Source organism: Bosea sp. F3-2, assembly GCF_008253865.1.
Taxonomy (GTDB): domain Bacteria; phylum Pseudomonadota; class Alphaproteobacteria; order Rhizobiales; family Beijerinckiaceae; genus Allobosea.
In genome coordinates this window covers 4,878,656-4,897,430 of the sequence record NZ_CP042331.1, presented here as the reverse complement: position 1 = coordinate 4,897,430, position 18,775 = coordinate 4,878,656, and the positions used below count along the sequence as shown (strand labels likewise).

Annotated in this window: 24 protein-coding genes, 1 tRNA gene and 1 pseudogene; 10 read left to right on the top strand and 16 right to left on the bottom strand. The window is 64.7% G+C overall.

The window, feature by feature from the left end:
* Nucleotides 1–6: 6 nt before the first annotated feature.
* The 8 genes and pseudogenes from FQV39_RS22650 to FQV39_RS33840 form a co-directional block, all read right to left on the bottom strand.
* A complete protein-coding gene (locus FQV39_RS22650; protein ID WP_149132352.1) occupies nt 7–210 on the bottom strand; it encodes a DUF4167 domain-containing protein in 204 nt (67 codons plus the stop codon).
* Between the two features lie 376 nt (nt 211–586).
* A complete protein-coding gene (locus tag FQV39_RS22645; RefSeq protein WP_149132351.1) occupies nt 587–844 on the bottom strand; it encodes a hypothetical protein in 258 nt (85 codons plus the stop codon).
* A 20-nt stretch (nt 845–864) separates the two neighbouring features.
* A complete protein-coding gene (locus FQV39_RS22640) occupies nt 865–1,131 on the bottom strand; it encodes a hypothetical protein (protein ID WP_149132350.1) in 267 nt (88 codons plus the stop codon).
* Nucleotides 1,132–1,167: 36 nt separating this feature from the next.
* Nucleotides 1,168–1,539 carry a DUF6481 family protein gene (locus tag FQV39_RS22635; protein ID WP_248313108.1) on the bottom strand — a complete coding sequence of 124 codons (372 nt, stop codon included), beginning with the start codon at nt 1,537–1,539 and terminating at the stop codon, nt 1,168–1,170.
* Between the two features lie 14 nt (nt 1,540–1,553).
* Nucleotides 1,554–1,817 carry a 30S ribosomal protein S21 gene (gene rpsU / locus FQV39_RS22630; protein WP_149132349.1) on the bottom strand — a complete coding sequence of 88 codons (264 nt, stop codon included), beginning with the start codon at nt 1,815–1,817 and terminating at the stop codon, nt 1,554–1,556.
* A gap of 140 nt (nt 1,818–1,957) precedes the next feature.
* On the bottom strand, nt 1,958–2,167 hold the full coding sequence (locus FQV39_RS22625) for a cold-shock protein (RefSeq protein WP_149132348.1): 210 nt from the start codon (nt 2,165–2,167) through the stop codon (nt 1,958–1,960).
* Nucleotides 2,168–2,568: 401 nt separating this feature from the next.
* Entirely contained in the window at nt 2,569–2,793 is a 225-nt protein-coding gene (locus FQV39_RS22620) for a hypothetical protein (RefSeq protein ID WP_149132347.1), read from the bottom strand.
* 218 nt (nt 2,794–3,011) lie between these two features.
* Nucleotides 3,012–3,110: pseudogene (locus FQV39_RS33840) on the bottom strand (transcriptional regulator); the annotation flags it as partial.
* 5 nt (nt 3,111–3,115) lie between these two features.
* On the opposite strand from FQV39_RS33840, the gene FQV39_RS22610 reads away from it, so the two are divergent.
* A complete protein-coding gene (locus tag FQV39_RS22610; RefSeq protein ID WP_149132346.1) occupies nt 3,116–3,580 on the top strand; it encodes a hypothetical protein in 465 nt (154 codons plus the stop codon).
* A gap of 14 nt (nt 3,581–3,594) precedes the next feature.
* Here the strand turns inward: FQV39_RS22610 and FQV39_RS22605 are convergent.
* From FQV39_RS22605 to FQV39_RS22595, 3 genes are all read right to left on the bottom strand, one after another.
* A tRNA-Arg gene (locus FQV39_RS22605) sits at nt 3,595–3,671 on the bottom strand.
* Nucleotides 3,672–3,808: 137 nt separating this feature from the next.
* Nucleotides 3,809–4,183 carry a phosphoribosyl-ATP diphosphatase gene (gene hisE, locus FQV39_RS22600; protein ID WP_149132345.1) on the bottom strand — a complete coding sequence of 125 codons (375 nt, stop codon included), beginning with the start codon at nt 4,181–4,183 and terminating at the stop codon, nt 3,809–3,811.
* 134 nt (nt 4,184–4,317) lie between these two features.
* A complete protein-coding gene (locus FQV39_RS22595; protein WP_149132344.1) occupies nt 4,318–4,524 on the bottom strand; it encodes a hypothetical protein in 207 nt (68 codons plus the stop codon).
* Between the two features lie 306 nt (nt 4,525–4,830).
* Between FQV39_RS22595 and ykgO the strand changes: the two genes are divergently transcribed.
* Nucleotides 4,831–4,956 carry a type B 50S ribosomal protein L36 gene (gene ykgO, locus FQV39_RS22590; RefSeq protein ID WP_055726794.1) on the top strand — a complete coding sequence of 42 codons (126 nt, stop codon included), beginning with the start codon at nt 4,831–4,833 and terminating at the stop codon, nt 4,954–4,956.
* A 136-nt stretch (nt 4,957–5,092) separates the two neighbouring features.
* The gene (locus tag FQV39_RS22585; RefSeq protein ID WP_149132343.1) at nt 5,093–5,743 is read left to right on the top strand and encodes a tetratricopeptide repeat protein; all 651 of its coding nucleotides are present in this window, start codon (nt 5,093–5,095) and stop codon (nt 5,741–5,743) included.
* Nucleotides 5,744–5,877: 134 nt separating this feature from the next.
* On the opposite strand, the gene pyk is transcribed toward FQV39_RS22585, so the two are convergent.
* The 3 genes from pyk to FQV39_RS22570 all read right to left on the bottom strand — a co-directional run bounded on the left by pyk (nt 5,878) and on the right by FQV39_RS22570 (nt 9,248).
* Nucleotides 5,878–7,317 carry a pyruvate kinase gene (pyk, locus tag FQV39_RS22580; protein WP_149132254.1) on the bottom strand — a complete coding sequence of 480 codons (1,440 nt, stop codon included), beginning with the start codon at nt 7,315–7,317 and terminating at the stop codon, nt 5,878–5,880.
* A gap of 180 nt (nt 7,318–7,497) precedes the next feature.
* Nucleotides 7,498–7,920, bottom strand: coding sequence for a DUF1036 domain-containing protein (locus FQV39_RS22575; RefSeq protein WP_248313448.1), 423 nt, complete (start codon nt 7,918–7,920; stop codon nt 7,498–7,500).
* Nucleotides 7,921–7,943: 23 nt separating this feature from the next.
* On the bottom strand, nt 7,944–9,248 hold the full coding sequence (locus FQV39_RS22570; RefSeq protein ID WP_248313107.1) for a glycerate kinase type-2 family protein: 1,305 nt from the start codon (nt 9,246–9,248) through the stop codon (nt 7,944–7,946).
* A gap of 293 nt (nt 9,249–9,541) precedes the next feature.
* Between FQV39_RS22570 and FQV39_RS22565 the strand changes: the two genes are divergently transcribed.
* Nucleotides 9,542–9,784 carry a DUF2312 domain-containing protein gene (locus FQV39_RS22565; RefSeq protein ID WP_038363023.1) on the top strand — a complete coding sequence of 81 codons (243 nt, stop codon included), beginning with the start codon at nt 9,542–9,544 and terminating at the stop codon, nt 9,782–9,784.
* Between the two features lie 36 nt (nt 9,785–9,820).
* Here the strand turns inward: FQV39_RS22565 and FQV39_RS22560 are convergent, their stop codons facing one another.
* Nucleotides 9,821–10,540 carry a ribonuclease activity regulator RraA gene (locus tag FQV39_RS22560; RefSeq protein WP_149132340.1) on the bottom strand — a complete coding sequence of 240 codons (720 nt, stop codon included), beginning with the start codon at nt 10,538–10,540 and terminating at the stop codon, nt 9,821–9,823.
* Between the two features lie 204 nt (nt 10,541–10,744).
* Between FQV39_RS22560 and FQV39_RS22555 the strand changes: the two genes are divergently transcribed.
* The 3 genes from FQV39_RS22555 to FQV39_RS22545 all read left to right on the top strand — a co-directional run bounded on the left by FQV39_RS22555 (nt 10,745) and on the right by FQV39_RS22545 (nt 14,410).
* Entirely contained in the window at nt 10,745–11,428 is a 684-nt protein-coding gene (locus FQV39_RS22555; RefSeq protein WP_149132339.1) for a FadR/GntR family transcriptional regulator, read from the top strand.
* A 231-nt stretch (nt 11,429–11,659) separates the two neighbouring features.
* Nucleotides 11,660–12,640 (top strand): ABC transporter substrate-binding protein, encoded by a 981-nt coding sequence (locus FQV39_RS22550; RefSeq protein WP_149133982.1) that lies wholly within the window; start codon nt 11,660–11,662, stop codon nt 12,638–12,640.
* Between the two features lie 33 nt (nt 12,641–12,673).
* On the top strand, nt 12,674–14,410 hold the full coding sequence (locus tag FQV39_RS22545) for a cache domain-containing protein (protein ID WP_149132338.1): 1,737 nt from the start codon (nt 12,674–12,676) through the stop codon (nt 14,408–14,410).
* Between the two features lies 1 nt (nt 14,411).
* Here FQV39_RS22545 and FQV39_RS22540 read toward each other — a convergent pair whose 3' ends face one another.
* Nucleotides 14,412–15,116, bottom strand: a complete 705-nt coding sequence (locus FQV39_RS22540) for a Crp/Fnr family transcriptional regulator (protein ID WP_149132337.1) — start codon at nt 15,114–15,116, stop codon at nt 14,412–14,414.
* Nucleotides 15,117–15,448: 332 nt separating this feature from the next.
* On the opposite strand from FQV39_RS22540, the gene FQV39_RS22535 reads away from it, so the two are divergent.
* The 3 genes from FQV39_RS22535 (at nt 15,449) to FQV39_RS34145 (ending at nt 18,773) form a co-directional block, all read left to right on the top strand.
* Nucleotides 15,449–15,697 carry a hypothetical protein gene (locus FQV39_RS22535; RefSeq protein WP_149132336.1) on the top strand — a complete coding sequence of 83 codons (249 nt, stop codon included), beginning with the start codon at nt 15,449–15,451 and terminating at the stop codon, nt 15,695–15,697.
* A gap of 257 nt (nt 15,698–15,954) precedes the next feature.
* Nucleotides 15,955–17,709, top strand: coding sequence for an adenylate/guanylate cyclase domain-containing protein (locus FQV39_RS22530; protein ID WP_187640022.1), 1,755 nt, complete (start codon nt 15,955–15,957; stop codon nt 17,707–17,709).
* 50 nt (nt 17,710–17,759) lie between these two features.
* Nucleotides 17,760–18,773, top strand: a complete 1,014-nt coding sequence (locus FQV39_RS34145; RefSeq protein ID WP_149132334.1) for a phosphatase PAP2 family protein — start codon at nt 17,760–17,762, stop codon at nt 18,771–18,773.
* The last annotated feature ends 2 nt before the right edge of the window (nt 18,774–18,775 follow it).

Genomic DNA, 18,775 nt, shown 5'->3' with positions numbered 1-18,775 from the left:
TGCCTCCTATGCGGCTCTGCCGTTCAGCAAGCGGCGAAAGTGGTCGGCCTGCTGATAGAAGCGCTCAGCATCGACCTTGTCGCCGATCGCTTCGTACCCGCGGGCGAGAGCCACGGCGCGGTCGTAACGTGCCCGAAGGTCGGAACCCGGCCGTCCGTCAGTCTGATTGCGCCTATCGGCCTCCGGCAACTTGCGATGATTGAGGTTCATGGTTTTCTCCTCAGCCCATGATCCGCGTGACGATCTTGCGCAGTTCCTCGCGAGAGAGGCCGCAAGGTTCGGGTTTCCAGTTCGGCGAGGATTTCGGGGGCAACGGTCGCGAGGCTGACGCAGCAACGCGCTGCGTCTTCTTGTGTTCGTATTGGGTTTTGCTTTTCATATCGGTCCAGTGGCGCGCGGCTTGTCCGCGCTGCCTATAAGGCTGCCGGGCGGAGTGCTGGCGGCAGCGTGCCGCAAAGCGGCGTTCGATTGTCGAAAGAGTGGAAAGTCGGGCAACGCGCCTATCGCGGCGAGGCCAGCCGAATAACTCGGTCGATTGAACCTTGTTAGCGACCCATTGTGGCTGTTTAAAGTTGCCGCCCCCCCGTCAGGGGAAATAATCGGCAGGCGCGACAGCAGCGCCATACCGACAAGCACCGTGCAGGTTCTTTTCGATGGCACTCATCGCGCCATCTATCGCCTTGAAGGGCCCACGCCGTACTTCAAGCATCCGAGGAAGCTCGTCAGCTGAGAGGATGATCCAGAACTGGTCATGAGGATCGCGGACGATCGAGCAGATCGAACGCTCCAGCAGGTCGGTGACACCCCATCGATTGGGTAGGCTCGCCCGAACCGTGGTATCCATGGCCGCCTCCTGTTTCGCAGTCAGGGAGAAGTCCGCTTCCTTCGAGCGCTGCCCTTCGACTTCGCTTGCACTGCAACTTCCCGGATCGCCGCAGTTGCCTCGGCGTCGGCGGCCTCTTTGGCGAGTCGTAGCGCTCGCAATCTTGCCGTGCGCTCGCGGACGGCAGCCTGTTCGATGCGCAGCGCTTCCAACACGGTTTCCGCCTCGGCACGACGTTGCGCGGCCAGCGTCGCCCTGCTCTGGGCCCGCAACTGAGACTCTTCCGGCGAAATCCTATTATCGGACATCGGTAAACTCCTTCCCGAACGCATGATGCCAAAGCGTCAGCGTCGTTTTCCTGCCGAGCGCTCCTGCATGTATTGAACCGCTTCGAGCAGAACCTTGCGGGGGCGCTCGGCTTCGATCCTCGCCAGTTCAGCCTGGCGGGCAGCCTGACGAGCGAACTCCTCCTGGCGCTTCTCTTCAGCGATGCGCTCGCGTTCGACCGCAGCCAGGCGCTCCATTTCAGCATGCCTGGCGGCCTTCTCAGCCTCTCGCTCGGCTCGGGCTTTCGCTATAGCTTCGCGCTCGGTCCGGCGCTGGAGCATGACCGGATCATCGGCCTTGGGACGTGCCTTGAAGCGCTCCAGCAGCGCCTTTCTGGCATTAGCCGAGCTGGCCTGTCGATCAGCGAAATTCTGCGGATTGAAGCTCAAGCCCGAAACCTCGCTTATTGTGCCTGCGCGGGCCGTGCCGGACGATTTGGCCGCTCTGCACGCTTTGGTGCCGGCAGCAATCCTTCGCGTTGCGCCTGCTTGCGTGCCGCCTTGCGAGCGCGGCGGATGGCTTCAGCCTTCTCGCGGGTGCGCCGTTCGGACGGCTTCTCGTAGGAGCGACGCGCCTTCATCTCGCGGAACACGCCTTCGCGCTGCATCTTCTTCTTAAGGACGCGAAGCGCCTGATCGACATTGTTATCGCGGACGAGAACCTGCATTCGAACTTCCCTTCTGGTGAAAACAAAAAAGGGCCGGGTTGATCCCGACCCTCCGTGGCCATCCATCGCTCAATCGCGCAGGCGCCGGTACATCCGCGGTCGCCGCATATCTCGATTGCCACGCCGGACGGCGTCTCAGCTCACTCGGCCTGCAGATTATCCGCAGAAACCTTTCCGGAGCGCTTGTCCTGCACCAGCTCATAAGAGACCTTCTGGCCTTCCCGGAGCGTGCGCAGTCCTGCTCGCTCTACGGCGCTGATATGGACGAAGGCATCCTGGCCGCCGTCGTCCGGCTGAATGAAGCCGAAGCCCTTGTCGGTGTTGAACCATTTGACTGTGCCGCTGGCCATGCTGACCTCCTGTAAAAGCGAGCGCTCACACGCTACGGATGCAGCGCGTGTTTCGATTTGAGCAGGAAGTTCGTCAGCAGAGCGCGATAGAGCGCGGGGCCAATTCGTTCGGCCTACATCGATGTTTCTAACATCGTACTTATAGGGCTCATTGTCAAATGAGGGCTAATTCGTCTCAGTATTTTTGAAAAATTATCGAGCGACTGAAGCGGCAAGCGGCCACTGCTGGGCAGCCGGCCTCGCGGCTGCGTGGCTCGGTGTGCCCGTCACCATCAGGGCAACCCTGGGCTGGCCTCAGGTCGAAACCCACCTTGCACGCGCCCGCGCCGCGCAGCACGCGCTGGCGGCCGCCGGCAGAGCACCGGGCGAGCGGGGATCGACGACTTCGACTAGAGCCGTGGCTACTGGCGCAAGCTGTCGGGCGTGGTTCCCGTGGTTGCGGCAGTAGCTGCCTGCGCGAGCTGCTTGGCCAACTCCTGCGCCCCAGTCGGTGTCAGTGCGATGGTGACCGACTCCGTAGTGCCCGGCGCTGTCATCAATTCGAAGCGAACTGCAATGGCGTCAGGCCCCCGGAAGACTTGGAATCCGGCTACCCGAACTGCGGGAATCTCATTGCTTTCAGCCATGGGTTTTCTCCCGTTCCGAAGGGCGTGACAATCCACTGCTTGCGTCCTCGGTGTCAAAGGCGGGCTTGTCGCCGCTCGCTGGCGGTGGCTTCGGTTTGCGCGCATTGCGTCGCGCGACCCGCAACTCGGCCATCTTGCTCGTCTGCACCCCGACAAGAGCCGCTACAATGTCGGGCCGAGCGCTTGGAGCCATTGCACCGCTTCTGGAAGAGCAGTGTTCACGCCTTTGCCTTCCTGAGTCGCACGCCCGGACCTTCGCCATTTTCAGCAACGAAGATGACGCCTGCTGCTTCGAGGGCCGAGCGGATAGCTGCGAGGTTGTTTGCCATCGGCGCCGATCTGCACGTTCGATTGGGGCAGGATCCAACTCCCTCCCTTTCACGCCGGAGACAACTTCCAGGAAGCGTGGGCGCTGTACGAGGCTCTGCGCCTTCTGTCCGACGTGACGTCTGGGCTGATTAATCAGCCGCGCTACTTCGTCCCCGACAAGAAGCTCACTTTCAATACCGCAGGGCGATGTTTGGATGCTCTTGAAGACGCGGCCGTGCAGATCGTCAAGAACGCTGACGTCGCAAATCCTGGCCGGGGCTACGACCAAGAATATCGGGCCCGGATTATTCTAGATTCGGAGGTCCGCTCTTGCGACGGCGTTGGTGAAGTCGCTCAGGTTGCTGCGCGGCTCGCAAAAGAGGAAGCCGCAGCGGAATATGCCTGGCCCGGCTACCCATGTGTTACCCGGCACCATGCGCTGGGTAACTGCCTGAGAAACCAGTCTGTAAGCTGTTGAGTTTTAGGAGAAAATGGCGCGCCCGAAAGGATTCGAACCTCTGACCCTCAGATTCGTAGTCTGATGCTCTATCCAGCTGAGCTACGGGCGCGTCTCAGAACGTCAGGACGCTTGTGCGTCCGGCCTGATGGACGCGGAGATAAAGGCTTCGTTTCGTCTTGGCAACCCTCAAAATCGCCGGGTCAGCCGAATTCTTTGCGGCTGTGGATAGCCGGCGATTCCGCACTGTCAGGGCAGTGGCGCAATCACGGCAGAGCGCTGTCGCGGGGCTTTCCTGCGCTGCGCGCCTCCCCTCTTGGGCAGCTTCTCGGCCATGCCGTACAAGCGCTCCCGGCGATCCAGCTCTTCCCAGATATCGGCTGGCTCGATGCCGAGGGCCGTCCAGAGCACCGTCAGATTGTAGATCAGGTCGGCGCTTTCGAGGATGGCGGCCTGGCGATTGCCCTGCAGCGCCTCCAGGCTCAGCTCGACAGCCTCTTCCGCGACCTTCTTGGCCATCTTGGGCAGGCCGTCGGCAAAAAGCTTGGCCGTGCGCGAGGTGGCAGGATCACGCAAGCGCGAATCCAGGACGGCAGCGTGGAGGCGGCGCAGCGAATCGGACATTCAGGCAGAATTCGATTGCCAGATGAGAGTTTGATGACAATCCCACCGGGCAGTCCGAAGCCCGTTGGAGCTGCCGCTGCCCTGCATCCGAACAGGCGCAGGGCAAGATTGGGTGTTGAGATGCCGTTGCCCCGTCAGCGCGAGGCGCGACGCACCGCGCGCGACACGGAAGGTCCGGTGACAGCGCCGGCGGCACCGCCCACCACAGCCCCGACCGGACCGGCGACGACCGCACCCGTGCCGGCGCCGACCGCCGCACCGCCGATACGCTGCTCGACGGTGTTGCCGCAGGCGCCGAGCGTCAGCGTGGCAGCGAAGAGGGTCAGGATCGATAGGCGCATGTTCAGGTCCTCCGGATCGGGCGGCCGGGCGATTCCTGGCCAGGCTGCCGTCAAAGCAGGCACGGTCGGGCTTTTGCATGGCCAAGTACTTCCGCAGCCGTGTTCGCACTTGCGGTCCGCGGAAAAATCCGTATACAGCCGGCATCGCATCAGTCGCACCATTGTCATGGGCGGCGAGGGCTCCCAAGCATCGGCCCGAAAAGTGGAACCCGGTTTTCGGGATAGCCGATGCTGCCAGAACCCGCGTCGCAGGCTGAAGGTTTTTGACCGGCGCGTCCGTAAGGACGGGTCGATGGAGTTGAGACGATGAAGATCCGCAATTCGCTGAAGTCGCTGCGCGCGCGCCATCGCGACAACCAGCTGGTGCGCCGCAAGGGCCGCATCTACATCATCAACAAGGTCCAGAAGCGCTTCAAGGCGCGTCAGGGCTGAGCTTCTGCGCGACCTGGTCGCGCAGAGCCTGACCGGACTTTGCAAGGCGGGGCGCCAGCCGGCGCGCCCGCTTTTTGCGTTGCGTGCTCGCCTCTGCGTGATTTGACCTGCGAGGCCCGGCGGCTACACTCCCGGCATGAAGCGCTTTCTCTCGCCTTCCGTCCTTGCCCTGGGGCTGGCTCTGGCCGGCTCCTTTGGCGCGGACGCAGTCGTTGCGCAGACGGCTGGGTCGCCGCGCCCCGGCACCGTAGCGCCGTCCGACAAGGCCGATAATCCCGTCACGCCTTCAACCCCGCAGCGCGGTCCGGCCGCGACACTCGACCGACTGTTCGAACGCCTTCATGACGCCAGGACGCAGGAAGAGGCCGAGGGTGTAGCCCGGCTGATCCAGCGCCGCTGGGCACGTTCCGGCTCGGATACGGCGGATCTGCTGATGACCCGCGCGCAGCAGGCCTTGCAGGACAAGCAGACGGAACTCGCGATCGAATTGCTCGACCGTATCATCAGCTTGCAGCCGGACTGGGCCGAGGCCTGGAACCAGCGCGCCAACGCGCTTTATATCGCGGGCGATTCGATCCGCTCGATGATCGATATCGGCGAGACGCTGAAGCGCGAGCCGCGCCATTACGGTGCAATGATGGGGCTCGGCATGATCCTGCGCCAGCAGGGCGACGACAAGGGCGCCATGGTCGCCTTCCGCAAGGCACTGGCGCTCTATCCTCAGTTCGACGCCGTGAAGAAGGCGGTGGACTCGCTCAAGAGCGAGGTCGACGGTCGCGACGCCTGAGCGTCCGCAAATGGCTCGTCATGCTCGGGCTTGACCCGAGCATCTCTCATCAAAGAAGACCAGCGCCCTGTCGTCCCGAGATTCTCGGGTCTTCGCTTCGCTCCGCCCGAGAATGACGTTGGGCGATCGCCTGCTCAGGCCTTTGCGACGTGCTCCTGGGCGATGAAGGCGATGCGGACCATGTTGGTCGCGCCCGGTGTGCCGAAGGGCACGCCGGCGACGACGATGATCCGGTCGCCGAGCCTGGCATAGTGCTCGCGCACCGCGAACTTGCAGGCGCGGAAGGCCATGTCGTCGGCGTCGCTGGCGTCCTTGGTGACGATGGCGTGCACGCCCCAGACCAGGGTGAGACGGCGCGCCGTGGCGCGGTTCGGCGTCAGCGCGATCACGGTCGAGTTCGGGCGCTCGCGGGCGATCCGGAAGGCGGTCGAGCCGGACGAGGTCCAGGCGCAGATCGCCTTGAGATGCAGCGTCTCGGCGATCTCATGGGCGGCCTTGGCGATGGCGTCGGCGCCGGTGGCCTCGGGCTCGGCGCGTTGCGCCTCCAGGATCGAGCGGTAGACCGTCTCGCCTTCGACCTCCTCGGCGATGCGGTTCATCATCGTCACCGCCTCGACCGGGTACTGGCCGGCGGCGCTCTCGGCCGAGAGCATCACCGCGTCGGCGCCCTCGAACACCGCGGTCGCCACGTCCGAGACCTCGGCCCGGGTCGGCACCGGGCTGGTGATCATGCTCTCCAGCATCTGCGTCGCGACCACGACCGGCTTGCCCTTGCGCCGCGCCATGCGGATCATGCGCTTCTGCGTGCCCGGCACCTTCTCCAGCGGCATCTCGACGCCGAGATCGCCACGCGCCACCATGATCGCGTCCGAGGCCTCGATGATCTCCTCCAGCCGCAGCACCGCCTGCGGCTTCTCGATCTTGGCCAGCGCCAGCGCCCGGCCGCGCACGATCTTGCGCAGCTCGGCCATGTCCTCGGGCCGCTGCACGAAGGAGAGCGCGATCCAGTCGACCCCGACCTCGGCCGCGACCTCGGCATCGGCCCGGTCCTTCTCGGTCATCGCCGAGACGGCGATGGTGGTGTCGGGCAGGCTCACCCCCTTGCGCGAGGACAGCCGCCCGCCGACCGTGACGCGCGTCACCGCTTCCTTGTCCGAGGCCCTCTCCACGACGAGGCGCAGCTTGCCGTCATCGAGGATCAGGCTGTGGCCGGGCTCGAGCGCGCTCAGAATCTCGGGATGGGGCAGGTGGACGCGCTCGGCGTCACCGGGCGCCGGATCGGAATCGAGGGTGAAGATCGCCCCCTTCTCCAGCATCGCACCGCCATCGCCGCCGAACGCACCGACGCGCAGCTTGGGGCCCTGGAGATCGGCGAGGATGCCGACCGGACGCCGGAACTTGGTCTCCAGCCCGCGCAGCATCGCCACCTTCTCGGCCAGCGTCTCGCGCTGGGTGTGGCTCATATTGATGCGGAACACGTCGACGCCCGCCTCAAACAGCTTGGCGCACATCTCCTCCGTCGAGGAAGCGGGCCCTAGCGTCGCAATGATCTTGATCCGGCGTTCGCGCTTCATTGTCAGTCCCCGTAAGGCCGAGCCTGTTCCGTCTCTGGCCTGTCAGCACCCTCAAACTCATCCACGGGCCGAACGACCTGCGCGCTCTGCAGCACTGGTCGCCCGTTCCCGCCTTCTCCCACCAGCCGGCAGGACCGGCCTCAATCGTCACCGCCGCAGCATCCGGTTCCGGTGTTCCGGTCAGGGACGCGGCGATGCGGCTCCGCCTGTATCGGTAAGCTGGATAGTCCAGCTCTTCTGCTCACCTGTGTCGACCTCGAAGAAGCCGGCGCGGTCATAGCCGCGCGCCAGGCAGTCCTCGATGCCGCGAATCGTGAATTCCTTGTTGCGGACGCACATGACGGATTTGCCGGTCCATTCGCCGCCCTTGTCGTAATCGACGGCGTGGACGTAGTAGAAGCGCGCCGCCAGCGTGCCACGCAGCAGGGTCTCGCAGCCGCGCGGGCTGATGTTCCACCAGCCTTCGGTCGTCCAGCCCTGCGCGTCGCGGTAGCCGATGGCGACGCCGATACGGCTCGAGGTCGTATTGCACATGCGCAGATCGGCCCTTGCCGGCAGAGCGCTCGCGACAAAGGCGGCGCCGCAGCAGGCCGCCAGAAGGATCGCTCGCTGGTTCAGGGGAAATCTCACGGCTCGATCAGGATCACGCGGCAGTCGTTGACATTGGTGAGCGTCGGTCCCGGCCGCAGCAAATCGCCCAGCGCTTCGAAGAAGCCGGTCGAATCGTTGTCGGCGAGGGATCGGGCGGGATCAAGGCCGATCTCGGCCGCGCGCGCCAAAGTTTGCGGATCGACGAACGCACCTGCGGGGTCAGTCGCCTCACCGCCGCCGCCATCGGTGCCGTCGGTATCGCCCGAGAGAGCGACGATGCCCGGCTCCCCGCTGAGCGCAATCGCCAGCGCCAGCGCATATTCCTGGTTGGGGCCGCCGCGGCCAGAGCCGCGCAGCGTCACGGTGAGCTCGCCCCCGGAGAGGATGGCGGCACGCCTGCCCTCACGTTTCAACCGTCGCGCGAGCTCGGCATGGCCAGCGGCAACTTCGCGGGCCTCGCCCTCCACATCCGGTCCGAGATCATGGACCTCGTAGCCTGCCGCCTCAGCGGCGGCGCGGGCGGCGGCGAGGGCATCGGCCGGGCGGGCGATGATGCGGAATTCGCTGTTCGCGAAGGCGGGATGGCCCGGTTTCGGCGTCTCGTTGGCGGGGTCGTCGAGCAGGGCGCGGGCGTCGGGCGGCAGGTCAAACCCGTAGCGGGCGACGATGACACGGGCCTCGGCGGTGGTGGTGGGGTCGGCAACGGTCGGGCCCGAGGCGATCGCGGTCGGCTCGTCACCGGGCACGTCGGAGATTGCGAGCGTCAGCAGCCTGGCAGGCACCGCCGCGAGGGCAAGCCGGCCGCCCTTGATCCGCGACAGGCGCTTGCGGACGATGTTCATCTCGCCGATCGGGGCGCCGGAGCGCAGCAGCGCCTTGTTGACCGCCTGCTTCTCGGCGAGCGCAAGCCCGCCTGCCGGGGCGACCCAATTGGCCGAGCCGCCGCCGGAGAGCAGGACGAGGACGAGGTCATCCGCCGTCGCGGAGGCCGCGAGTGCCAGGGCCCTTTCGGCGCTGTCGATGCTGCCTTGATCGGGCACCGGGTGGCCAGCCGCCACCATGGGGATTCGGCGCGTCGGCGCTGTATAGCCGTGGCGAGCGACCGCGTGACCGAGAAGCCGCTCCGGCGGAAAGCCGCCATCGAGATAGTGGGCTTCGGCGAGAGCGGTCATGCTGCCCGCAGCCTTTCCGGCGGCGAGCAGGATCAGGCGGCCGGTTGCCGGGGCGGGCGGGAGATGCTGCGGCAGGCATCCAGACGGATGAGCCCGCGAAACGGCGGCATCGTAGATCTTCCGCGCCGTCTCGCGCAGCTTCACTGTCTCGATCACAGGACTGTGCACGTTGCCCATTTCCACCCGGCGCTACCGCTAGTGAGAGACGGATTCACCGATCAGGTTGATTCAACCTGATCGGATCCGGCTCTAGCCGCAGCAGTTCTCTTGATCCTTCTTAGGTGGCGGGAAGGTCGGCGTCATCAGTCTTATGGTGATTAAGTCATACTTTTCTTCAGCGACTTCTCCGGATGGAATTGCGGCATCACAGCTGTTGAGGACGGTGTGTTTCCAGCTTGACGCCCTGCCCCGATCCGGGCGAACGCTGCCGGCCGAATTTTCATACCCCGGAAGGATATCAGATGGACGATCCGGTTCAGGGCGATCAGCTCAAGAGCATCGTCGAGCGCATCGAGCGGCTCGAGGAAGAGAAGAAGACGATCGCCGACGACATCAAGGAGGTCTATGCCGAGGCCAAGGGCAACGGCTACGACGTCAAGGTGCTGCGCAAGGTCGTGGCGCTGCGCAAGCGCGATCTCGAAGAGCGCAAGGAGGAAGAGGCGATCCTCGACCTCTATCTCCAGGCCGTCGGCGAGACGGTCTGAGCCAGGTTGCGCTGCGGGCCGCGGCTTAAGCGGCCCTCACCGGTTCCTGGCCTTGCGCCACGCGGCGAAGTCGATCTTCGTCTGCTCCTCGGTTGCAGGATAGAGACCGAGGATCGAGCGGCCCTTCATCACCTCCTCGGCGACGAAGTCCTCGAAGGCGGTCATCTCGACCGCCTCTTCAGCCACCTCATCGGCGAGATGGGCCGGGATGACGACGACCCCCTCGCCGTCGCCGAGCACGACATCGCCTGGCCAGACGGCGACATCGCCGCAGCCGATCGGCACGTTGATGTCGACTGCCTGATGCAAGGTCAGGTTGGTCGGCGCCGCCGGCCGGTTGTGATAGGCCGGGAAGGGCAACTTCGCGATTTCCGGGGAATCGCGAAAACCGCCATCGGTGACGACACCGGCAACGCCCCGCTTCATCAACCGCGAGACGAGGATGCCCCCTGCCGAGGCGGCGCGCGGATTCTTGCGGCTGTCGATCACCATTACTGCATCGGGCGGGCAATCCTCGACCGCCTTGCGCTGCGGATGCGCCCGATCCTGGAACACCGAGAGCGGGTTCAGATCCTCGCGCGCCGGGATGTAGCGCAGCGTGAAGGCCTCGCCGACCATCGTGCCGGTATCCTGGCTCAATGGCCGAACATCCTGGATGAACTGGTTGCGGAAGCCGCGTTTGAAGAGCGCCGTGCAAACCGTGGCGACGGAGACGGTGCGGAGCTTGTTGCGTGTTTCCGGCTTGAGCTTGGACATCAGTTCATTCCCGAAGAGATGCGCCGCCCACTCGCGGCATCGATGTCCGAGACGAAAGCGGTCCAGCGCCGATTGCAGCACACTTCAACGAAACGCCTATAACTTGTAAAATAAGTTGTAAAGTAGCATTCTTAAGGAGCATCCCGCCTCTTGCGCGGCGGGAATGCGATTGATGCGACGACAAGTGGCTCCACGGCAAAGACCATGAACACCGGCAAGCTCGGCGACCGCGTCTACGAATACATCCTGAGCCAGATCATGACCGGAGACTTCGCCGTAGCGGCACGGCTGCCAGCCGAGAGCGAGCTCGCCGAGCGTCTGGCCGTCTCCCGCCCCATCGTTCGCGAAGCGCTGGGCCGACTGCGCGACGACGGCCTGATCGAATCGCGGCGCGGATCGGGCTCTTATGTCCTGCGTCGGCCGGCGCCCGATGTCCGTAGCTTCGCCCCGATCAGCAGCATCGCCGATATCCAGCGCTGCTTCGTCTTCCGGATCGCGATGGAAGGAGAAGCCGCCGCGCTGGCGGCGAAGACGCGTGGCGAGGACGGCCTCCTGAAGCTGCGCCATGCCTTCATCGCACTGGAGATCGTCAGCGAGCAGGGACGGCTCGGCGTCGAGGAGGACATCGCCTTCCATCGTGCGGTCGCCGAGACGACCGGCAACCATTTCTTCGTGACGATGCTCAACGCGCTGCACGAGCAGATCGCCACGGGCATCAGTCTCAATCGCAATCTCTCGCTGATCCAGCCGCGACCGCGCCTGTTGACCGTCCAGCGCGAGCACAAGGCCATCCTCGATGCGATCGAGAACGGCGACGAGACCGCCGCGCGCAAAGCCATGCAGGTTCATCTCGAAAGCGCACGCAGGCGCATCTTCGAAGGAAGCTAGTCCCCGCGGACTCCTCCGGCGGCACGGCAGCGAGCGCCAAACGTCGTCTGCTTCTTCCCTCGCAGAGAGGCTGCAAAACGTAACCCGGCTTCCGGGCCTCGGGTGACGCAACGCAACTATGCCGGCGCCGCCTGACTGGGGTAGTATCCTGCCGCTCCAGGCGAATGGACGATGGAAGGAGAGGATGCCTTGCGCTTCTTGCCCTTCGCTTCGACCGAGGCAGTTGACCGCATCAGCCGGCGCGACGTCCTCGTGCTTGCGGGCGGGGCGGCAGCATGGGCCAGCCCGGCCTGGCCTCAGCAACCCGCCATGCCGTTGCTGGGCTATCTCGGTTCGGAAACCCCGGACCGCTACGCCAGCCGCCTTGCGGCCTTTCGCGCCGGACTGGGCGAGGCTGGATATGTCGAGGGGCGCAATGTCGCGATCGATTTTCGATGGGCGGAGGGCCAGTACAAGCGCCTACCGGCGCTCGCGAGAGATCTGGTCGATCGCCAGGCGAGCGTGATCGTCGCTCCCGGCGGCGCCGAGGTTGCGCTCGCGGCAAAATCAGCAACGGCGACCATTCCGGTCGTCTTCGAGCTGGGCGGAGACCCTGTCGCCCTCGGTCTGGTGGACAGCCTGTCCCGGCCGAGCGGCAACCTCACCGGCGTGTCGAGCCTGAGCGTCGAGGTTTCGCGCAAGCGCCTGGAGTTCATGGCGGAGCTGCTCCCGAACGCCAAGCTCTTCGCAATCGCCGTCAACCCGGCCAGCCCGACCTCGAACTCGCAGTTGGCGAACCTTCACACAGCCGCGGGCAGCCTGGGGTTGACGCTGCATCTGCTGAAAGCCAGCACGGAACAGGAATTCGGCGCGCTTTTCGCCGGCGCGGCTCAAGCCGGCGCCGGCGGGCTCGTCTTCACCTCAGACCCCTATTTCGCTTATCGCAGCCCGCAGCTCGCCGCGCTCGCCGCGGCCCACGGGGTACCCGCGATCACCCAGTCCCGCGACTTTCCCGTGGCCGGCGGATTGATGAGCTATGGCGGCGATTTCGAGCAATCGCACCGTCACACTGGGGTCTATGCCGGCCGCATCCTCAAGGGAGCGAAACCATCGGAGCTGCCGGTGCAACGTGTCACCAAGGTCGAGATGTTCATCAATCTGAAGGCTGCGAACGCCCTCCGTCTGTCGATCCCACCTTCGCTTCTGAGCAGCGCCGACTTCGTGATCGAATAACCCGGCCGGTGAGCCGCCGAGCGAGCCAACGCGATGTCCAACAAGCCAGCGGCGCCGCGAATATCGTTGTTCTGGAAGTACTTCCTCGCCCTGTTCGCCGCCGTTGTCGTGCCGCTGCTTTTCGCAGGGAGCGTCGAAGCATGGTTCGGCTATCGCGACCAGCGCACCGGGCTGAACGATATTCTCGATGCGGAGGCCCGAGGAGCCGCGGCCAAGATCCAGGATTTCATCGAAGGTATCCGCGATCAACTCGGATGGGCGGTACTGCTGCCCTGGCCGGAAAGCGCGGATGAGAAGCGCAAGCTCGACGCCTTCCTGGTGCTTCGCCAGGTTCCGGCCATCGAGAGTCTCAGCCTTGTCGACGCTGCCGGCCGCGAACGGCTGTTCCTGTCCCGCATCGGCCTGAACAGGATCGAGAGCGGCAAGGACCAGTCCGGGAACCCGGCCGTTGCGGGCGCACGCTCCCATCGCACCTGGTTCGGCCCCGTCACGTTTCAACGCGGCTCGGAACCCTTCATGACCATCGCGGTCGCCGGAAATCGCCCGACCGCCGGCGTGGCCTTGGCCGAAGTCAATCTCAAGTTCATCTGGGACGTGATCTCGGCGATACGCGTCGGGCGCACGGGGGAAGCCTTCGTGCTCGACCGGCCGGGTCGGCTGATTGCTCATCCGGATATCAGCCTGGTCCTACGGGCCGATGAAACCGCAACGAAGCCGTTGCGGGACCTGCGGGCCTCGATCCTGATCCGGCCGGGGGAAGCGATCGCCGGTCGGGATGTGACGGGAGGCAGGGTCCTCGCGGCGATGGCGCCGATATCCGGCGTGGACTGGAGCGTCGTCGTCAAGCAACCCGTCGTCGAGGCGTTCGGCCCGATCTACGCAGCCTTGTGGCGCACCATAGCTCTGCTCATCGCCGGTGCAGGCCTCGCCGCCGTGCTTGCCTACTGGCTCACCCAACGCATGATCGAACCCATCGTCCTTCTGGAAGATGGCGTGGGCCGCATCGGCGCCGGGCATTTCGAGCATCGGATTCATCTCACGACGGGCGACGAGTTCGAGCGGCTGGCAACCCGTTTCAACGAGATGGCTAGCGAACTGGCGGTCTCACAGGAGCGCTCGGAGCGCATCAATCGGCTGAAGCGCTTTCTTGCCCCGCAGGTGGCCGAGCTCCTCGAGCGCACCGGCGACGATCACCTGCTCGACGGGCGGCGCGTCGAGGTGGTCGTCGCGTTCTGCGATCTGCGAGGTTTCACCGCCTTTTCGGCCCGCGCCGAACCCGAAACCGTCATCCACATGCTCGGCGAATATTACACCGCTCTCGAAAACGTGGTCAGCGCCCATGGGGCCACGCTGACGAACTTCTCCGGCGACGGCGCGATGGTGCTGTTCAATGCGCCGGTCCCCTGTGAGGATCCTGCTTTAGGCGCTCTGGAGATGGCGAGGGACATGCAGTTCGGCGTGCACGAGCTGTTGGCCAGCCGGCGCAGCCTCAACCATCGGCTCGGCTTCGGCGTGGGCCTTGCGATGGGCCCCGCGACCGTCGGCCGGATCGGCTCGGAAGGCCGCCTCGACTATACCGCGATCGGCAATGTCGTGAATCTCGCTTCGCGCCTGTGTTCGATCGCGGATGATTTCGAGGTTCTTTGCGATCGCGTCGCGGCTCAAGCGGTGGGTTCGCGCTTACCACTTGTCGCACTGAAGGCACGGGTCTTGAAGGGGTACGACCAGCCCGTTCCGATTTACTCGCTCGTCATCGCCAGAAGAGCTTGACTCAGGCACTCTCGGGGTTCGGCTTGGGCATCGCGACCTTCGCAAGCCGGCGAAACGCATCGATGTCCAAGATCAAGAGGCGTTCGCGCCCAAGCGAGAGAACGCCCATCCGCTTCCAGCATTGGAGCTGGCGGTTCACCGTCTCGCGCGTGATGCCGCTGAGCGATGCCAATTCATCCTGCGTCGCATGCACCTCCGTCCCGTAATCGATCGCGAGGGTGAGGATGCGCCGGGCCAGCCGCGTCGCTGCAGGCAAGAAGGTTTTCTCCTCCATGCGCTGCAGGACGTCCCGCAGCCTTGCGCAAAGAAGCTCGATCAATTGCAACGAAAGCGCGGGATCGGTCGAAAGCAGCTTCAGGAAATCCCGGCGAGGCAGGAAGAACATCTCCGTATCTTCCACGGCAACCGCATCCGCAGTTCGCGAGCGGCCATCGAGAAGAGCGATTTCACCGAAGATGTCGCCGCCTCCCAGCAGATTGACCGTCATCTGCTGCCCCAGATCATTCGTCGTGCCGATACGGATCAGGCCGCGCCGGATGGCATAGAGGCCGTCGCCCGGATCACCTTTCAGAAACAGGACCTCTCGCGCCGCCAGATGCTGCGGGCGGCAGATGAGCGCGATCTCGTCCAGCGTTCCCGGCAGCAAATCCGCGAAGAACGGATTCACCGCCAGAAGGCTCGCGATGCGAAGAGGTCCATCGTTCATCTGACGCCCCCCGACATTCGGTTTCCGGAGCGGCCCGAGCCTAGAGGCTGTTATGAACCCTGAGAATGATTTGATGAGGTCAAAACGGCGGAGATGGGAGGAGCATTGCGCCGCCGATACGCCCGTATCGGCAAGCGGTGCGACACTGCAGCTCCGCCGTTTTCACCTCACCCGCAGGGCGCGGCCTCAAATCACTCCCAGGGTTCATAACAGCCTCTATGTGATCCAGCGCACAGAACCCGCGGCGTGAACGGTAGAGAACTCTGTCGCGACAGGCCGCCCCGGCCGCATCCCGCGGCCTCGGTGAGAGCCCGACCGAACGGAGCTCAATCGTGCACGACGCTCTGGACCCCTCTCATACACTTTCAAGCCTAGCAGTTTCGGCCTCGCTGCGCGACGGGACGACAGAAGCGTCGCCGACAGCGCCGCCGGCGCACGCCGCCTCGGGTCTGCTTCGCTGGCTGATCCCGACCCATATCCTGCGGCACAGCGACACTGATCCGGCCCCCCTCGACGAACACACACTGAGCGACATCGGACTGTCCCGGATGGACATGCTCTACAGCGACTCGAAGAAATAGGCCGCAGGCGGCTCTTGTGCGCGGTTCCGGCGGGTCGATCGGCCGCTCTGCCAGCCTGGCTCGGAACCTCATCTCGCCAGATCACACCGCTTTGGAAGACAACCTCGGCGTTTTCGCTTCATGACCCAGGCACCGGTTCGGCAACGCTTGCGGTGGACCTCGCACCACTCTCATGCCAGCATCCAGGGAGGCTTGATCCATTGTTGATGATCCCGGCCCTGACAGGGTCGGTGTCAGGTGTGAGAGCGTCAGCGAAGATGCAACGTCGTCTGGCCGCCATTCTCTCAGCCGACGTGGTCGGCTACATGCGCCTGAGCGAGGCGGCGGAAGAACCGACGCATCATCGGCTGATGAGCCTGCGCACTGGCCTGATCGATCCTTGCGTGCGCGAGCATGACGGACAGATCGTCAAGAACACCGGCGACGGATTTCTGGCCACATTCGGCAGCGCTCCGCTGGCGACTCGTTGCGCCCTGTCGCTCCAGCAGGCGCTTGCGGCGGCAACCGCCGATCAGCCCGCTTCCCTGCGGATCGCATTTCGGATGGGCATCCATCTCGCCGACGTCATCTTCGAGGACGACGATATTTTCGGAGATGGCGTCAACGTTGCCGCCCGGCTGCAATCCTATGCCGAACAAGGCGGCGTGATCGTCTCGGAGGCGGTCTTCGACCACCTCGATGACGCCGACAGGACGCTCGGCTCCGACATGGGCAAGATCTTCCTGCGCAATCACGAGCAACCGGTGCGGGTGTTCGCCCTCCGGGTCGAACCCGGGCCGGCTCCGAGCCGAAAGCTCGGCGAGACCCATGCAGAGGCGGATGCGAGAGCCTCCATCGCGGTCCTGCCGTTCCGGATGCACGGCTCCCGCGCCCACAAGACCTCCATCGCCGATGGTGTGGTCGACTCGATCATCCAGTCGCTGTCGGGCCTCAAGGAGCTGTTCGTCATTTCGCGCGGGTCGACGCTGGAATTTGGCCGGCAGCGGATCGACCCGGTCGCCGTCGGGCGCAAGCTCGGCGTCCGCTACGTCATGGACGGCACCGTCTCGCTATCCGAAAGCCGCGTACGCATCAGCACCGAACTCATCGCCAACGAGAACGGCGCCGTGGTCAGCGCCGATCACTATGACGGCAGGGTCAACGAGCTGTTCGACCTGCAGGACCGGATCGCGCTGAAGCTCGTCAGGACCGTCGCGCCCCATGTCCGGGAACGCGAGCTACGGCGTGCCTTGCGTCAGCACCCGCAGAACATGACCGCCTATGACTTGCTGCTCCAGGCGCTCGACCTGCTCTACAAGATGGACGACGACAACTTTGCCCGCGCGCGAGGCCTGCTGCAGCAAGCGATGGCGCTTGATCCGTCCTACGCACCGCCTTTCACCTACACCGCGCTCTGGCATGTCTTTCGCGTCGGCGAACTCGGCTCGCCCGACCCCGATGGCGATGCGCAGGCGGCGGTTGATCGGGCGCGTGCGGCGATCGAGCGCGACGGCAACGACCCGCTCGCGCTCGCCGTCTACGGCCATGTCCAGGCCTTCCTCCTGCGCGATACGGTCACAGCGCAGCGCCTCCTCGATCGGGCGATCGAGGCAGGGCCAAGCGTGGCGATGGCCTGGACGATGAGCAGCGCAACGCGCGGTTTTGTCGGCAACGGCGCCCTGGCGGTTCAGCACGGCGAGGTGGGCCAGCGTCTCGCCCCTGCCGATCCCTACCGTTTCTGGCACGAGGGCATCCTGGCCCAGGCGCATTACATCAACGGTGACCATGATCAGGCGGTCGGCTGGGCGCGCAGTGCTGTTGCGCATAATCCCTCAATCCGCTTTACTTTACGTACGCTAGCCGCCAGCCTAGTCGCAGCAGGCCGATCCAGGGAGGCAGCAAGCGTGGCTGATCGCCTTCTCTTGCTTCAACCCGATTTTAGACTGACGTCCTATGCGCCGCGCTGCCCGTTCGCTCCACCTATTCTGGATCAGTGGATCGGGCACCTACGGAAGGCGGGCCTGCCTGACTGAGCCGAAGCCTAACGAGTTTGCCGTAACAGCAACCGTGCGGGGTTCATGCGATGACCGGCAATACGGGCAACACGGGAAATACCGGAAACACGGGAAATACCGGAAACACGGGAAACACGGGTATCAGCGGTGACGCTGGAAGCTGGCTCGTGCCCGACAGGGCTGATTTTCCGTTCTCGATGGAATCGGCGACGGCGGCGGACGGGCGGATCCGGGATCTGCAGAGATCAGTCCATATCCGGCTGGACCCGACATCGGGGAGCTACAAGAAAATCCTCTTCATGAATGCTGCCGTCGGCGGCGAACCGGCGACCTTCGCGGATCGCAACTGGGCCGCCCGCTGGATTGCCTTCCGGGTGCTGACGGAGTTCGCGGCGACGAACTGGAACACGAACCAGTTGAACGACACCCTTGCGGACATCCTGCTCGGTCTGAACGACACCGTCGATGGCAAGACCAATCAGGCGCGGGAGATCAAGAATCTCCTCGCTGCAGCACGCGATGAGCGCGCATCGGCCCTGGGCGAAATACTCGCGCAGGACGGAGAGTTTATCACTGCCTTCATGGAAGCGCTGGCAATGACGCCGGCATCGCATCCACAGACCTTCCGGCTCCTGCACATCGCCAGCCTGGCCGGGTCCTTCAGCGCTCTCTACTACAAGCAGGTCTTCCAGCGCCCGCGCCCATCCTGGGAATGCCCGGCGCTGATGCCGCCAATCCCCGTCCCCGGACATTCATCCTATCCCAGCGGCCATGCCACCCAGGCGCATCTCATGGCAACCTGCCTGGCGAAGATGTTGAAGATCGTGTCTCCGGCGCTGCCGCAGGCTGACCAGACCGCCCTGACCGAAACGCTCATGGCCCTGGCCCGGCGCGTGGCGCGCAATCGCGAGATCGCCGGACTGCATTATCCGAGCGATTCCGCAGCTGGCGCCGCGTTGGCGTCCGTGGCTTTCGCCAAATTGTCGGAGCACAGCGGCATGGGGCAGAGCGCTGGTGATTACACGCTCAAATCATTCGGCGAGGCCGTGACGAAGGCCGCCGCCGAATGGAAAGCGGAGTGAGG